The 15659-nt window shown below is 66.2% G+C and carries 13 protein-coding genes and 1 tRNA gene; 9 read left to right on the plus strand and 5 right to left on the minus strand.

Annotated elements, in window-relative coordinates; all coding sequences use genetic code 11:
• The first annotated feature begins 119 nt into the window (after positions 1-119).
• Positions 120-1079, plus strand: coding sequence for an L-malyl-CoA/beta-methylmalyl-CoA lyase (locus L1965_RS04360; protein ID WP_235755188.1), 960 nt, complete (start codon positions 120-122; stop codon positions 1077-1079).
• Positions 1080-1228: 149 nt separating this feature from the next.
• Here L1965_RS04360 and L1965_RS04365 read toward each other — a convergent pair whose 3' ends face one another.
• The gene (locus tag L1965_RS04365) at positions 1229-2125 is read right to left on the minus strand and encodes a TIGR02186 family protein (RefSeq protein WP_235755189.1); all 897 of its coding nucleotides are present in this window, start codon (positions 2123-2125) and stop codon (positions 1229-1231) included.
• Positions 2125-3039, minus strand: a complete 915-nt coding sequence (locus L1965_RS04370; protein WP_235755190.1) for a sulfite exporter TauE/SafE family protein — start codon at positions 3037-3039, stop codon at positions 2125-2127. The genes L1965_RS04365 and L1965_RS04370 overlap by 1 nt, the downstream gene beginning before the upstream one ends.
• A gap of 171 nt (positions 3040-3210) precedes the next feature.
• Between L1965_RS04370 and surE the strand changes: the two genes are divergently transcribed.
• The 3 genes from surE to L1965_RS04385 are packed head-to-tail and all read left to right on the plus strand — an operon-like array spanning position 3211 to position 5895.
• Positions 3211-4044 (plus strand): 5'/3'-nucleotidase SurE, encoded by an 834-nt coding sequence (surE, locus tag L1965_RS04375; RefSeq protein WP_235755191.1) that lies wholly within the window; start codon positions 3211-3213, stop codon positions 4042-4044.
• Positions 4041-4703, plus strand: a complete 663-nt coding sequence (locus tag L1965_RS04380) for a protein-L-isoaspartate(D-aspartate) O-methyltransferase (RefSeq protein WP_235755192.1) — start codon at positions 4041-4043, stop codon at positions 4701-4703. The genes surE and L1965_RS04380 overlap by 4 nt, the downstream gene beginning before the upstream one ends.
• Before the next feature lie 37 nt (positions 4704-4740).
• Entirely contained in the window at positions 4741-5895 is a 1155-nt protein-coding gene (locus tag L1965_RS04385) for a M23 family metallopeptidase (protein WP_235755193.1), read from the plus strand.
• Positions 5896-6011: 116 nt separating this feature from the next.
• Here the strand turns inward: L1965_RS04385 and L1965_RS04390 are convergent, their stop codons facing one another.
• The 3 genes from L1965_RS04390 to L1965_RS04400 are packed head-to-tail and all read right to left on the minus strand — an operon-like array spanning position 6012 to position 9360.
• Positions 6012-7295, minus strand: a complete 1284-nt coding sequence (locus L1965_RS04390) for a hypothetical protein (RefSeq protein WP_235755194.1) — start codon at positions 7293-7295, stop codon at positions 6012-6014.
• A gap of 23 nt (positions 7296-7318) precedes the next feature.
• Positions 7319-8710 (minus strand): TolC family outer membrane protein, encoded by a 1392-nt coding sequence (locus L1965_RS04395; RefSeq protein WP_235755195.1) that lies wholly within the window; start codon positions 8708-8710, stop codon positions 7319-7321.
• Positions 8707-9360: a protein-L-isoaspartate O-methyltransferase family protein gene (locus L1965_RS04400; protein WP_235755196.1), complete on the minus strand. Its 654-nt coding sequence runs from the start codon at positions 9358-9360 to the stop codon at positions 8707-8709. Before L1965_RS04400 ends, L1965_RS04395 begins: the two co-directional genes overlap by 4 nt.
• Positions 9361-9485: 125 nt before the next feature.
• On the opposite strand from L1965_RS04400, the gene L1965_RS04405 reads away from it, so the two are divergent.
• The 5 genes from L1965_RS04405 to ptsP all read left to right on the plus strand — a co-directional run bounded on the left by L1965_RS04405 (position 9486) and on the right by ptsP (position 15517).
• A tRNA-Cys gene (locus L1965_RS04405) sits at positions 9486-9559 on the plus strand.
• Positions 9560-10132: 573 nt separating this feature from the next.
• Positions 10133-11368: a 3-deoxy-D-manno-octulosonic acid transferase gene (locus L1965_RS04410; RefSeq protein WP_235755197.1), complete on the plus strand. Its 1236-nt coding sequence runs from the start codon at positions 10133-10135 to the stop codon at positions 11366-11368.
• Entirely contained in the window at positions 11365-11799 is a 435-nt protein-coding gene (locus tag L1965_RS04415) for a DUF1178 family protein (protein ID WP_235755198.1), read from the plus strand. The genes L1965_RS04410 and L1965_RS04415 overlap by 4 nt, the downstream gene beginning before the upstream one ends.
• Before the next feature lie 148 nt (positions 11800-11947).
• Positions 11948-13204 (plus strand): aspartate kinase, encoded by a 1257-nt coding sequence (locus L1965_RS04420; RefSeq protein WP_235755199.1) that lies wholly within the window; start codon positions 11948-11950, stop codon positions 13202-13204.
• 66 nt (positions 13205-13270) lie between these two features.
• Positions 13271-15517, plus strand: coding sequence for a phosphoenolpyruvate--protein phosphotransferase (gene ptsP / locus L1965_RS04425; protein WP_235755200.1), 2247 nt, complete (start codon positions 13271-13273; stop codon positions 15515-15517).
• The last annotated feature ends 142 nt before the right edge of the window (positions 15518-15659 follow it).

The raw sequence follows: 15659 nt of genomic DNA on the forward strand, positions 1-15659 counted from the left end.
AAGCCGGCCCGGACACCGCAGAGAAGCCGCGCCGCAGCGCGAACGTTTCGCACTTGCGGCAATCGCCGCGAAACATTATTGCACGAACGACCCAAGATTTGACAGAACAGGACCAGAGCATGAGCTTTCGCACCCAGCCTTTGCCCCCTGCCCGTCTGAACCGCTGCCAGTTGTTCGGACCCGGCTCACGCGACGGGTTGTTCGAGAAGATGGCCCGGTCGGACGCCGATGTCATCAATATCGACCTCGAGGATTCGGTGGCGCCCGATGACAAGGAAAAGGCACGCCGGATGACCATCGAGGCGATCGGTGATGTCGACTGGGGCGACAAGACATTGTCCGTGCGGATCAACGGCCTGGATACGCCGTTCTGGTATCGTGACGTCGTCGACCTGTTGGAGCATGCCGATGAGCGGCTGGACCAGATCATGATTCCCAAGGCCGGCAACGCCGCCGACATCTATGCGGTCGACGCGCTGGTGACGGCCATCGAAAAGGCGAGGGGTCGCGGCAAGAAGATCGGCTTCGAGGCGATCATCGAAACGTCGGCCGGCATCTGCCATGTCGAGGAAATCGCCGCCGCGTCGCCACGCCTCCAGGCGATCAGTCTTGGCGCGGCCGATTTCGCGGCATCGATGGGCATGGCCACGACCGGGATCGGCGGAACGCAGGAAAACTACTACATGGTCCGCGAGGGACAGAAATACTGGCCCGACCCCTGGCACTGGGCGCAGACCGCCATCGTCGCGGCGTGCCGGACCCATGGGGTGCTGCCGGTTGATGGCCCGTTCGGCGACTTCAAGGATGATGAGGGATTTCGCGCTCAGGCGCGCCGTTCGGCCACGTTGGGAATGGTTGGCAAATGGGCCATCCATCCCAGCCAGATCGCGCTGGCGAACGAGGTCTTTTCGCCCAGCCCGGACGCCGTGACCGAGGCGCGCGAAATCCTGTCCGCGATGGAGGAGGCCAAGCGCGCAGGTGCCGGCGCCACGGTCTACAAGGGCCGGCTGGTGGATATCGCCTCGATCAAGCAGGCCGAAGTGATCGTGAGACAGGCCGAACTGATCGACGACAAGTAACACAAGCGGCGCCGGACCTGTGGAGGGGGACGGCATCGCGCGGTGGGAGGGTGCAGGCTCCGTGGGCGACCACGGGGCCTGTTGCGTGCCGGGGCCAGGTCGGGCCTGGAGCTCGCGGGACGCCCCCGTCAGCCCTGGCGCTGGACAGGTCAGGCCCGTCGCAGCTTGCGGAAGACCGCAGATGCGGCCCAGCCTGCCGCCACCGCCACGGCCAGCGACATCAGGCCGTACAGCAGCGGCTGATCGAAGGCCAGACGATAGAGCCAGCGTTCCAGCCCCACCTTCCGCACATCAATGGACGCCCGGTACACATCGACCACCTCACCCTCGCGCAAGAGGAAGATCCGGGTCTTGTAACTGCCTTCGATCAGGGTCGCGGGCAGCCGCACATCCGCACGGAACAAGGTTTGATCGACAAGCTTCACGCTGCCCTCGTCCAGACGGTACAGGCCGTTCGCCTGACGCCGCCGGATCAGCGCCTCGGTATAGGGCACCGCATCCTCGACCTCGAGCTCGCCCGCAAAGGCGCGCAGCGCCAGCGGCAGCGAGATCCGATACCGGCTGTCCCACTCTGGAAGAAGGATCTCGTCCAGCGGTCCGCTGGTGGCGACCGCATAGAAACCGGGGGCGGCGCCCACCTCGACCTTGTCGGAATTGATCCAGATGCCGAAATGCCGTGACTTGCGCCAGATGGTCAGTTCCTGCGCCGGCGCCTCGACGGTCATGATGATCTGCAGCGGCAGGCCGGGTGGGATCGGCGTCTCGCGCTTGACGGCGCCGTAGATCAGGATGTCCGATCCGTCAAAGCTGGCGGTGATCGCAACCGAATCGCTGGACAACCCCGCGACCACCTGTTCGGAGGGCGGCGGCAACTGTTCCGCATCTCCGGAGCGCGGCAGCTGCGGATCGGGATAAAGCGGATAGCCCTGCTGCGGCGGGGTCAGCGGCACGGTCGAGCCAGGCGCCTGCCGCGGCGGGTCGTCCTGTGCCGGCGCGGGGCCGGCGCCAAGCCATACGGCCATGGCCAGAATCAGCGATGCCCGCATCAATGCGTCCCCGTCGTGATCGAATACAGATCGTCCGGCCGCAGGAACAGGTCCAGCGCCAGCTTGCCGCAGACCAGCAGCACCAGCAGCGCCAGCAGGATCCGCAACTGCTCGGCCTTCAGCCGCGCCCCCAGCGTGGTGCCCAGCTGCGCGCCGATCACGCCGCCCACGATCAGCAGGACCGCAAGCATGATGTCCACGGTGTTGTAGCTGATGGCATGCATCACGGTGGTGAAGGCAGTCACGAAGATGATCTGGAAGAGCGATGTGCCAACCACGACCTTGGTCGGCATCCCCAGCAGATAGATCATCGCGGGCACCATGATGAAGCCGCCGCCGACGCCCATGATGGCGGCCAGAACACCGACCGCCAACCCCACCAGCAGCACCGGGATGACGCTGATATACAGCCCCGAGGCACGAAACTTCATCTTCAGCGGCCAGCGATGCACCCAATTGTGCTGATGCAAGCGCTTTCGATAGGTCGGGTTCTTGGACCGGCGCAGCGCCCGGATGCTTTCCTGCAGCATCATCGCGCCGATCAGACCCAGAAAGACCACATAGCAAAGCTGCACGACCAGATCGACCTGCCCGGTGTTCTGCAGCACCGTGAAGACCCACACCCCGGTCCACGAGCCGACCAGCCCTCCGGCCAGCAACACGCCGCCCATGCGGAAATCGACGGTCTTGCGCTTGACATGCGCCAGAACGCCACTGACCGAGGACGCCACGACCTGATTGGCCCCCGTCGCCACCGCGATCGGAGGCGGGATGCCGATGAAGAACAGAAGCGGCGTGATCAGGAACCCGCCCCCCACGCCGAACAGCCCGCTCATCAGCCCGACCAATCCCCCAAGTCCGATCAGGGTGAAGGCGTTGACCGAGACCTCGGCGATGGGAAGAAAAAGCTGCATGTACCGATTGCCAATTGAGTCCGCTTGAGGATGCAACGGCGATCTGCCCGCGTCAAACCGCTTTGAGCCAACTCATCAACGGGTTGAAGCGCGTTCCGCGCGTCGCTAAGCAAAGAGGCAACAGAGGCGCGCGCGGGTCACGGGCCCGGGCACAGATGGTGCGGGGCCGGAATGCGCATATTGATCACCAACGACGACGGCATCAACGCACCGGGGCTTGAGGTCATGGCCCAGATCGCTGCAGAGCTTGCCGGCCCGCGCGGCGAGGTCTGGACGGTCGCCCCCGCCTTCGAACAGTCTGGCGTCGCGCACGCCATCAGCTATTCGCATCCCACGATGATCGCCCGGCTGTCAGAGCGTCGCTACGCTGCAGAGGGAAGCCCCGCCGATTGCGTGCTGGCGGCGATCTCGGACGTGATGGCCCGGACACCTCCGGACCTGGTCCTGTCGGGCGTGAACCGCGGCAACAACGCTGGCGAGAACGTGATGTATTCGGGCACGGTCGGCGGCGCGATGGAGGCGGCGCTGCAGGGTCTTCCGGCGGTTTCCCTGTCGCAATACCTGGGACCCCGCACCGCCGATCTGTCCGATCCGTTCGAGGCGGCGCGCGACCATGGCGCGAGGGTGATCCGGCGGCTTCTGGATCATGCCGACTGGACCTCGGACGCAGATTTCCGGCTGTTCTACAACGTGAACTTCCCGCCGGTTCCCGCAAGCGCAGTGCAGGGCGTTCGCGTCACGCGGCAAGGTCGCAGGCAGGGGACGAATTTTGGCGTTGTGCCCTATACCGCGCCCAATGGCCGACGCTTCATGTGGGTTGCAGGCGGCTCGCAACAGGCACCCGCACGCGAGGGAAGCGATGTCGCGGCCAATCTGGCCGGGTTCGTGTCGGTGACCCCGATGCGAGCGGACCTGACCTGTCACGCCTCGCTTGACGGACTGACCCGGGCACTGGACGATCTGGACCCGGGCGACCACAAGACGGAGGCCAGCGAGACGCGATGAGCGACCCTGACAACGCCGAGGACACCCCGGCCGAGCGCAAGATGCGCTTTCTGTTCCAGTTGCGCTCGCGCGGCGTGACGGACCCGCGCGTGCTGGATGCCATGGAGCGGATCGATCGCGGCCTGTTCGTGCGCGGCCAGTTCGCCGACCGCGCCTATGAAGATACGCCGCTGCCGATTCCATGCGGTCAGACCATCAGCCAGCCCTCGGTCGTGGGGCTGATGACCCAGGCGCTGAACCCCGGCCCCCGCGACACGGTGCTGGAAATCGGGACCGGATCGGGCTACCAGGCGGCTGTGCTGTCGGGGTTGTGCAGGCGCGTGTATTCGGTCGACCGCCATCGCCGCTTGGTGCAGGAGGCCGAAGCGATCTTTCGCGAACTGAATCTGCCCAACATCACCGCGCAGGTCGCCGACGGCTCTCGTGGTCTGCCCGATCAGGCGCCTTTCGACAGGATTCTGGTGACAGCCGCGGCCGAGGACCCGCCAGGACCGCTGTTGGCACAACTGAAGATCGGCGGTATCATGGTCGTGCCGGTCGGCCAGTCTGACGCAGTGCAGACACTGATCCGCGTCACACGGACCGACACCGGTTTCGATTATGACGAGTTGCGGCAGGTTCGGTTCGTGCCGCTGGTCGAGGGGTTGGGACAGACATGACCCCCGGTCGCACAGAGGCAGTTTGAGGACATACAGGATGAGCAGGACCCCCACGCTTCTCGCGCGCGCTTGCGCGGCCATCGCGTTGCTGGCCTCATGCGGGCCGAATGGCGGCTTCGACCCGGATCTGCGGCGCTGGATGCCAGGCGCGCTCAGCACAACCGACGCGGCGTCGCAGGCACCCGTGCGACCGCAGCCCGACAGCCGCGGGCTGATCAGCTTTGCCGACTATCAGGTCGCGATCGCACGCAACGGCGACACGCCGACGACGATCGCTTCCAGGCTGGGCTTGGGCGCAGAGGAGCTGGCGCGGCACAACGCACTGCCCGCCGATGCATCCTTGCAGCCGGGTGCTGCGCTGGTTCTGCCGCGCCGCGTCGCTGGCGGAACCCCCGCGCCCACCAGCAGCGGCACGGGGCTGGTGACGGACCCGTTCGCGGGCCAGGGCGTGCGAAAGCCCGAGATTCCCGGCCGCAGCCCCGCCAACGCGGTGGCGGCGGCGCCGGCCGCCGAAATCGCGCAGCCCCGCCAGCACGTCGTCGCGGCCGGCGAGACCGTCTGGTCGATCGCACGGAAATACGGCGTCAGCGTGCAGGATGTAGCATCCTGGAACGGCTTGCCCGCGTCGATGAGCGTGCGCGTCGGGCAGCGCCTGATAGTGCCGGTGGCCGGACAGGAAGCCCCGAACCCGGTCCGGACAACGACCGCGCCCGGAACCGGCAGCCCGACACCGCGGCCACCGTCGTCGACCGAGCCGCTGCCCAGGCAGGACACGACGCCGGCCGCGACCCCCGCGCCTGAGGCACCGGCCACCGATCTGGGCGCGACACGGACCGCGGCCTCTGGTAGCGGCCGGTTTCAGATGCCGGTCACCGGGGCGATCATCCGTGTCTATGAAAAGGGCAAGAACGACGGCATCGACATCGCCGCCGCGGCAGGCACGCCGGTCAAGGCGGCAGGGAGCGGCACGGTCGCAGCGATCACCCGTGACACAGCCGGCGTTCCGATCATCGTCCTGCGGCACGATGGCGGGCTGATGACCGTCTACACGGGACTGGACAGGCTGGACGTTTCAAAAGGCCAGAGCTTGTCCGCAGGCCAGACGCTTGGAACCGCGGGGAACGGAGGCTTCGTGCATTTCGAGGTGCGGCGCGGCTTCGAAAGCGTCGATCCCGAGGACTATCTGGGCTGATCGTCGGACCCGCGTTCGTCACGCTGCATTTGGGCGCCATGACCGGCCAGATCGCCTCTGGCCGGCAGGTTGCGCACCGGACCTCTGCACGGAACAGCCATGCAGGCGCCGTTCCGTCAGATGCGATCCAGTTGATCGTCGATCGCAGCCGAGACTTCGCGGCGGATCACCGCGCGCAGATTGCGTGAGAAGCGTTCGCCCAGTTCTCCGTGCAGCTCTTCCTGGATCATCTCGCGCAGCAGGTCGCGGATGCATTGCTCTTCTTCCGCCGGGGCGAGTCCGGTGACCGTGTCATGGACGTCGGCCTGTTCCGCGGTGGCGGTGGCGGAGGCGGTGGCAACAGGCGGTATCGAGGACGCAGATCCGACAGGATCCAGAGCGTCCAGCACGTCGGCAAAGTCCGGTACGGCGTCCTGCGTGTCTGTTGCGGCATGTTCCTCGATCCCGCAGCCTGGTTTTTCGAGGTGATCGGCCGCGGCGCAAGACATCGCGGCCTTCGACGCTTCATCAGCAAGCGGACCGGCCTGAACGTCATCGGCCGGCCTGGCAACAGCGCGCGCGGGCTGATCCCATGTCGCGGCGATGTCGGGGCGCATCCTCGCCTTCCAGTCAAAGTCCTCGGCAAAGTCGACATCCGCTGCCATCCTGGTCTCGGCGGTCGCGGGAATGACGGATGCAACTTCCTGAGGAGCCGACGTCACAGCCGTGCCCTGCGGAGCGGAACGCAGCCAGTTTCGCCACCCGGCGGTGCCTTCATCGTCCGCTTTCGGCACTGCCGCGATCCGCTGTCCTGGGTTCAGCCGCAGCGGCGGGATCACGACCCTAGCGGCCGAATGCTGGTCGTCACGCGGCGAAGGCACGGGTCGCAGCCGAGGCTGCACATCGGCGGTGGTGTCGCGAAGCTGCGATTCGCCTGCCCGACTGGTGGCGGAAAGTGATCGGGCCAGGTCATTCCGGGCGGCCGGAAAGGGCGGCCGCGCCGCGTCCAGTTCAGCGTCGTTTTCGGGCGAATGGCGCATGATCCGCTGCGCGGCCGGTGGGGTCTGCGCAATCGGGGTTTCGGGCACCACAGGCTTGGGACGCGCTGCACTGGGTGCATTCGCGATATCACCCAGCGGCCACTCATCGCCGGTCCCGGCCTCGGCCATGCTGGCCTGCTCGTCTGACGGAGCGTGCGCCAGTCGTCGCGCCAGAGCGGCGTTGCCGCCATAGCGACGGGCCAGAAACTCGCCTGCGTCTTCGTTGATGGTGTCCGAGAGAGCGCGGCGATCGCCATTCAGCCGGTCACGCGCGGCGCCGAGCGATTCATCCTCGGCGATCAGTCGCCGAATGGCGCCAAGCACATCGCCGATGTCTTCGGACAGGCGGGCGGCGTTCTGCGAGGAGCGGGCATCAGACATGACGCCCCCCTTTCACGGCGAAGTCAATTGTCCTTGCCAAGCGCGCGCAGGACGCGGTCCAGGCTTTCGCCCTGCGTGCTTCGATTGGGTGCGTTGCGCACCGCGTTGTAATACTGCGATGGGTCATAGGTCGGAATCCCCAGGTTCAGGCGTTCTACCGTAAGAAGACCCATAGCAGCCAAAAGTTGATAATGTGCTAATTGAAGATTGGCCTGCGCCGAGAGCCTGTCGGCCCGCGCCTCAAGCAGGGACTGCTCCGCATCGAGGACATCCAGCGTCGTCCGAGCCCCCAGCAGCGCTTCCTCCCGGACCCCGTCATAGGCTTGCTGCGCGGCGGAAATCTGCTTGTCGATGGCGCGGATCTGGGCGCGCGCGACATCGATATTCGCCCAGGATTCGCCAACTTGCTGGCTCACCTGGCGCGCGGCATTCAGCAACGACGCCCGCGCCTGGTCACGAAGCGCCATTGCCTTGCGGTGCGCGGCGGGCAAGCGGCCCCCCGAATAGAGCGTCTGGTTGAGTTCCAATCCCACAGACGCCCCAAGCCGGTTGTCATAGCGACCGATGGCGTCCGGACTGCGTGTGACCCCAAGTCCGGCATTTGCGGAAAGGCTGGGCCTGCGCTCGGCTGCAGCCGAAGCGACGCCAAGTTCGGCAGCAGCAGCCTGACGCTGTGCCTGAAGGATCAGCGGATGCGTCTTCTGCGAGATCGCCCGCGCAGCGTCGACCGACGCAGGCAGTTTCGGCAGTGTCGGCGGCTCGGCGACCGACCCCGGTCTGCGTCCGGTGGCGGCAAGATAGCCCTCGCGCGCGATCTCCAGATCACCCTGCGCGGCGGCCAGCGCGGCCTGGGTTGCCGCAAGCGACGCATCGGCGAGCGCGACATCGGTCACGGTAATCTCGCCGACCTCGAACCGATCCTGGGCGGCCTGCCTCTCGCGGGTCAGCACCTCGACAGAGTTCGTCTGCAAGGCGACCTGTTCGGTGGCGCGCCAGATGTCGAAATACGCGATGGTCGCGGACAGCAGGATATCCTGTTCGACGCCCACCAGCGCCTGACGCGTCGCAAGCACCTGTTCCTTGGCCGAATCGATGGCCAGCTGCGAACGGCCCCAGTCATAGAGCGTCATCTCGGCCCCAAGCGTCAGCGAGGTCGAACGGGTGGTCGTCCGACCTTCGTTGCGCTGTGCCGAATGGTTCAGCGCCCACTGCACGACTGGCCGAAGCTGCGCGACCGCGCTGGCGACATCCTCATCGGCGGCACGCAGCACGGCGCGGTTCTGCTCGATCAGCGCCGAGTGGCGATAGGCCGCAACCATGGTGTCGGCCAGCGACTCGCCGCTGGCCGGAAATGCGGCGGATACGGCCAGGGCCGCTGCGGCTGCAAGCTGGCAAAGCGATCCGCGAAACGTCACAAGCTGAATCCCCGCTCTCTTGAAAAGCCGGGCAGCAGGGGCGCATGGGCATTGAATGCGTAGCGCCAATTCACACGGCCGTTGAGGCGATGACCGATGCGAACCACCCCCAGCGTCCCCTCGAGGAACAGCGCAGCGATGCGACCGCCGTCCTTCAGCTGATCGAGAATGGCCGCAGGCACATCCTCGACGCCGCCGCCGATCAGGATCGCATCATAGGGCCCTTGTTTCGGTGCACCCTCTGCCAGAGGTCCATGCAACACCGCCACGTTGAACACGCCCGCATCGGACAGCCGGCTCTCGGCCTCGGTGAACATGTCCTCGTTGTCCTCGATCGCAACGACAGCCTCGGCCATGCGCGCGATGACCGCCGAGGAATATCCATAGCCACAGGCCAGATCCAGAACCAGATCGCCCGGCTGGATGTCCAGCCCGTCCACCATCTTGGCCAGCGTCCGGGGCTCCAGCAGCACGCGCCCGTGACCGATGGCCAGGTTCTCGCCCGAATAGGCGACAGAGCGTTTGGCGGGCGGAACGAATTCTTCGCGCGGTATCGACAGCATCGCCTCGATCAGCGGAAACTTCGTGACGTCGTTGGGACGAACCTGGGTGTCCACCATCATGGTGCGCCGGGCGGCGAAATCGGTCATGTCGGGAACCTCTGCGACCTGCTTGTGAACGCTTATTGCCACGATTCCCGGGGGTGGGCAACGCCGGTCATTCCCGTCTTGCATGGCACGCGTCGATCCATTAAGTCAGCCGCACGCTTGACGACGGTGGGTTGGCGGAGTGGTTACGCACCGGATTGCAAATCCGTGAAGACCGGTTCGATTCCGGTACCCACCTCCACAAGGCTTCATCGGCCGCACGGGCGATATCGCATTTCGGCAAACCCGGACGTCCTGCCCTGTCACGGCCAAGACCGATGCCCGGACCGGGCAACCCGTGGACCGGGAAACCAGTTTTGTGCGTGGCAGACGCGGCGAGGTCCGGATGAACGCCGCAGCGGCGTCGTTCATCAACTCCAGCGGCTCGTCCTCGCCCTGATACGGATCCGAGGCTGCGTCAGCAAGGTCGTCATGGTTGAACAGTTCGCCCAGATCGGGCCTGACGATCCTGCGAACCGCTTCGATGCCATCGGAATCGCGATCCAGAACCATCCGGCACCGATCGCAAGCCGAAACCCCGCCGGAACAGGTCGCGCGCCAAGGTGAGGATCGATGGACCGGCCGGCGGCAAGCTTCACGGCATTGTGAGGGCCCAGCTGCGGGCTGAACGCGGATTGACCAGACCGGCCCGGAAATGCGCTGCCCATGCCCGCTCGTTTACAAGATCGCTGTCAGACCCTAGGACGGGACCGGGCACGACCCGCGCGGCGACATTGGCAGGCCGTGCCGTCTTCGCCTCAGTCGCGAGGCCGGAATGATGATCTACGCCACGACCACCCGCCTTGCAGAGATTGCCTTGCAGGTCCGGGCACGGCTTGGCCGTTCGCCGGCGTTGCGCGAACGTCTGGTGGCAGGCAGTCCCCCGGGCCCGGCGGACGTCTGGGTGCACGGCGCCTCGGTCGGGGAACTGACCTCGGCGCGCCCGGTGATCGAGGCTCTGGCCTCTGATCGGCCGGTCCTCGTGACGGCCAACAGCGAAACCGGGCGCGACATGGTAACGGGCTGGGGCCTGCCTGCCCGGTTGGCGCCGCTGGACATGCCCGGAGCGCTGACGCGCTTTCTGGATGCGACGAAGCCGCGCCTGCAACTGACACTGGAGAGCGAGTTCTGGCCCCTGCGCTCGCGGCTACTGGCGGAGCGGGGAATCCGGCAAGCCATCATCGGGGCGCGCATGTCACAGCGTTCGGCGGCATTATGGGCCCGCCTTCCAAAGGTCATCGGGCCGATGCTGGCGCGGGTTTCGGCCCTGTCCGCCCAGGACCCGCACAGCGAGGCGCGGCTGCGACAGCTTGGCCTTGCGCCCGGTGCGCTGCTGCCCCGGCTGGATCTGAAGCTGCTTGCCCCTGCCGCAGTCGCCCCCCCGCCCGAAAGCGCCGCGCGCGACCTTACCCTTCTTGCCGCATCGACCCATGAGGGCGAAGAGGCTGCGGTCCTCGAGGCGTGGTTGTCCGCGCGCAAGGCGCATCCCGGCCTGAGGCTGATCCTTGCGATCCGGCACCCCGCGCGCGGGGACGAGGTTGCGGGCCTGATCCGATCCCGCGGCCTGCGGCTGTCACGCCGGTCCGAGGGCGCGGAGGACGGCGATATTCTGCTGGCCGACACGTTGGGCGAGATGGGCCGCTGGTATGGCCGAGCCGGCATCTGCCTGGTCGGGGGGTCGCTGACCGATCGGGGCGGCCATACCCCGTGGGAGCCGGCCGCGTATCGCTGCGCGATCCTGCACGGCCCGCATGTCGAGAACTTTACCGACGCCTACGCGGCGCTGGCGGCCACCGGCGGCGCGCGCCCGATCACCGACAGGACGCTTGCCGCGGCGCTGTCGGAACTGGTCAGCGCACCCGACGCGGCACGGCGCATGGGGTCGGCGGCGCGCGCCGTCCTGCAGGATCGCGCCGGCGACCCTGGCCCGCTGATCGCCCGGCTTCGCGATCTTGCGATCCCGCGCGACGGCACCGATATGAAACGGGTCATGACAGGGGATTGCACATGATCCGCTATGCGCTGCGCTGCAAGGAAGGCCATGATTTCGATGGCTGGTTCCGTTCGTCCGATGCGTTCGAGACGATGCGCGCGGCCGGCCAGGTCGCATGCGCGCAGTGCGGATCGAACGAGGTCGTGAAATCCCTGATGGCCCCGTCGGTCCCCAAGGATGCGCCGAGCCGTTCGGATGGCAAGGCGCGCGACCTGACAGAGCCCCGCAATCCGGCCGAGGCGGCGCTGGAAAAGCTCCGCCACCATGTCGAGAAGAATTCCGATTATGTCGGCGTACGCTTCGCCGACGAGGCGCGCGCCATGCATGAGGGTCGCAGCCAGCACCGCGCGATCCACGGAGAAGCGCGCCCCGAGGAAGCCAGAAAGCTGATCGAGGACGGCGTCCCGGTCGCGCCCCTGCCCTTCATCCCCCGCCAGAAAGCCAACTGACGCCGGGCATCGGTCCGGGCGATCCGGCCCCTGCGCGCGCGCTGACGCGCAGGGCGCAGGCCGGCCGGAACGGCTTTGCCTCTTGCCCTTTTGCCACCCCAGCCATAAAAGCCGCGCCGATGGACAACCCTGTGGCTGGAGGCCCGCAATGCCGCTTCTGGTGATGAAATTCGGCGGCACTTCGGTGGCCGATCTCGACCGGATCAGGAACGCCGCTGCCAAGGTCCAGCGCGAGGTCGAGCGCGGCTATGACGTCATCGTCATCGTCAGCGCCATGTCGGGCAAGACCAACGAACTGGTGGGCTGGGTCGAAAAGACGTCGCCGCTGTTCGATGCGCGCGAATACGACGCGGTGGTCAGCTCGGGCGAGAACGTGACCGCCGGGCTGATGGCATTGACATTGCAGGAAATGGGCGTGCCGGCACGCAGCTGGCAGGGCTGGCAGGTGCCGATCAACACCACGGCCGCACATTCGGCCGCACGGTTCGTCGAGATCCCGCGCGCCAATCTGGATCAGAAATTCGGCGAGGGCTTCAAGGTCGCCGTTGTCGCGGGCTTTCAGGGGATCGGGCCGGACGGTCGGATCACCACCCTGGGACGAGGCGGCTCGGACACCACCGCGGTCGCCTTCGCCGCGGCCTTCGATGCCGAACGCTGCGACATCTATACCGATGTGGACGGGATCTATACCACCGACCCGCGCATCACCTCGAAAGCGCGCAAGCTGGGAAAGATCGCGTTCGAGGAAATGCTGGAACTGGCCAGCCTCGGTGCGAAGGTGCTGCAGACCCGGTCGGTCGAGTTGGCGATGCGCTACAAGGTGCGTCTGCGCGTGCTATCCTCGTTCGATGAGACCGACGAGAGTTCGGGCACGCTGGTATGCGATGAGGATGAAATCATGGAATCGAAAGTCGTCAACGGGGTCGCCTATTCGCGTGAAGAGGCCAAGATCACCCTGGTTACCGTAGAAGACCGCCCCGGCATCTCGGCCTCGATCTTCGAGCCGCTGGCCGATGCCGGCGTGAATGTGGACATGATCGTCCAGAACATCTCGGAAAAGAACTTCGAGGATCACCAGGGCTCTGTTACCGACATGACGTTTTCGGTCCCCATCAACCAGGTCGAGCGCGCCAAGCGCGCGATGGAGGACGCCCGTGCCGCGGGTCGGATCGACTATGACGAACTGATCGTGGACACCGAAGTCGCGAAGGTCAGCGTCGTGGGCATCGGGATGCGCAGCCATGCCGGCGTCGCCGCGCGGATGTTCAAGGCGCTTGCCGACGAAAACATCAATATCAAGGTCATCTCAACCAGCGAGATAAAGATTTCCGTCCTGATCGACCGCAAGTATATGGAACTTGCGGTTCAGGCGCTGCATGATGCCTTCGGCCTCGAAGCGGCCTGACACCAGCCCCATGGCAGATCCGCAAACGGCCCGCGGGGCCATCGCGACAGCAAAGGCAGGCACGCGATGCAAGACCGCAAGGACAGTGATTCACGCAAGCTGCTGAGGCGGCTGAAAGAGATCCTGGCCGCGCCCGGCGGAGGCCAGGATCGTCTTGACCAGATCACCCATCACATTGCCGATTCGATGGGATCGCAGGTCTGCTCGATCTATCTTTTCCGCGATGCCCAGACGCTTGAACTCTGCGCGACCGAGGGGCTGCGCGCCGAGGCCGTCCACCAGACACGCCTGCGGCTGGGCGAGGGGCTGGTTGGCCGCGTCGCGCGAACCGGTCGCCATGTGAACACCGCCGACGCTCCCTCCGAGCCTGGGTTCCGCTTCATGCCGGAAACCGGCGAAGAGACCTTTCCCAGCTTTCTCGGCGTCCCCATCCAGCGCGTCGGCGAGAAGCTGGGCGTGCTGGTGGTGCAATGCACGGATGCGCGGCTGTTCAGCGAGGACGAGGTCTACGGCCTTGAAGTCGTGGCGATGGTGCTGGCGGAAATGGCCGAGTTGGGCGCGTTCCAGGGCAGCCAGTCCGACAGCCTGCCGCTGGCGCATCGCTTCCCGCTGATGATCCGCGGCGGGACAGGTCAGGAAGGCGCCGCCGAGGGCCGCGTCTGGCTGCACGAGCCGCGCGTGGTCGTCACGAACCCGGTCGGCGACGACCCCGAAAGCGAATTGGCCCGCCTGCACGAAGGGGTCGCCCGGCTGCGCGAACGGGTCGACTCGATGGTCGCCGCCGCCGATATGGGGGGCGACGGTGACCATGCCGCGGTTCTGGAAACCTATCGCATGTTCGCCCATTCGCGCGGCTGGTTGAGCCGCATGGAAGAGAATATCCGGCTGGGGCTTTCCGCCGAGGCCGCGGTCGAAAAGGAACAATCCGCGGCCCGCGCACGGCTGGAAATGGCCGCCGACCCCTATCTGCGCGACCGGCTGCACGATCTGGACGACCTTTCCAACCGTCTGCTGCGCATCCTGACCGGCCAGGGCAGCGACACCGGCGCCCAGATGCCGGACAACCCGATCCTTGTCGCGCGCAATATCGGCCCGGCCGATTTGCTGGACTATGGCCGCAGGCTGAAGGGCGTGGTTCTTGAGGAGGGCTCGGTCGGCAGCCACGCGGCCATCGTGGCACGCGCCCTGGCCATCCCGCTGGTGATCCACGCCGAGCGGATCACGACCGAATCGCTGAACGGCGATCTGATCCTTGTCGATGGCGATCAGGGCATCGTGCATCTTCGGCCCGAGGAAAGCGTGGCGACGGCGTTTCGCGACAAGATCGCGATGCAAGCCGAGGCGCAGCACCGTTATGCCGATCTGCGCAGCCTACCCGCGACCGGAACCTGCGGCACGACGGTGCAGCTTTACATGAATGCCGGGCTGATGGCCGACCTGCCGTCGCTTGAGGGATCGGGTGCCGAGGGCGTCGGGCTGTTCCGCACCGAATTGCAGTTCCTGGTCCGCAACCACGTGCCTCGCCGGGGCGAACTGGCGGGGCTTTATCGGCACGTCATGGACCGCGCGATGGGCAAGCCGGTCATGTTCCGGACCCTGGATATCGGTTCGGACAAGGTGCTGCCCTACATGAAACCGCAGGACGAGCCGAACCCGGCAATGGGCTGGCGCGCGATCCGCGTCGGGCTGGACAAACGTGGCGTGCTGCGCATGCAGTTGCAGGCGTTGATCCGGGCTGCGGTCGGAAGGCCGCTCTACGTCATGTTTCCCTTCATAGCCGACATGAGCGAATATCAGGACGCCCACCGCATCCTCATGCAGGAATTGTCGCGCGAACAGCGACTGGGCCACCAGATGCCGAGCGACATCCGGGTAGGCGCGATGCTCGAGACGCCTTCGCTGGCCTTTGCGCCGAAGAAGTTCTTCGAAATGTGTGACTTCATCTCGATCGGAGGCAATGACCTCAAGCAGTTCTTCTTCGCCGCCGACCGCGAGAATGAGCGCGTGCGCCGGCGCTATGACACGATGAGCACCTCGTTCCTGTCACTGCTGCAGCAGATCATCGCGCGCTGCGAAGACGCCCGGGTGCCGCTGTCCTTCTGCGGCGAGGACGCGGGCCGCCCGGTCGAGGCGATGACATTCGCGGCGCTGGGGATCAGGCGGCTGTCGATGCGCCCGGCTTCGATCGGCCCGGTCAAGCATCTGATCCGGCGTGTTTCGATCGCCGAGCTGCGCGACGTGATCGCCGAGGCGCAGGCGCAGGGCCTGACCAACCTGCGCCGCCCGGTGACCGAATGGCTCGCCCGGCACTAGGCCGATCGGCGTAAAAGCGCCCAAGCACGCCGCCTGACCTTCCGTAAATCAACTCTCGGGTGGTCTGGGGCACGCGCGATGCAGCTTGCTGCGTTGCGGCACACCGCTTATAGTGGTCTGGTTTTAGGTATAAATCTTCTGA

This window comes from Paracoccus salsus, from assembly GCF_021556615.1.
Lineage (GTDB): Bacteria > Pseudomonadota > Alphaproteobacteria > Rhodobacterales > Rhodobacteraceae > Paracoccus > Paracoccus salsus.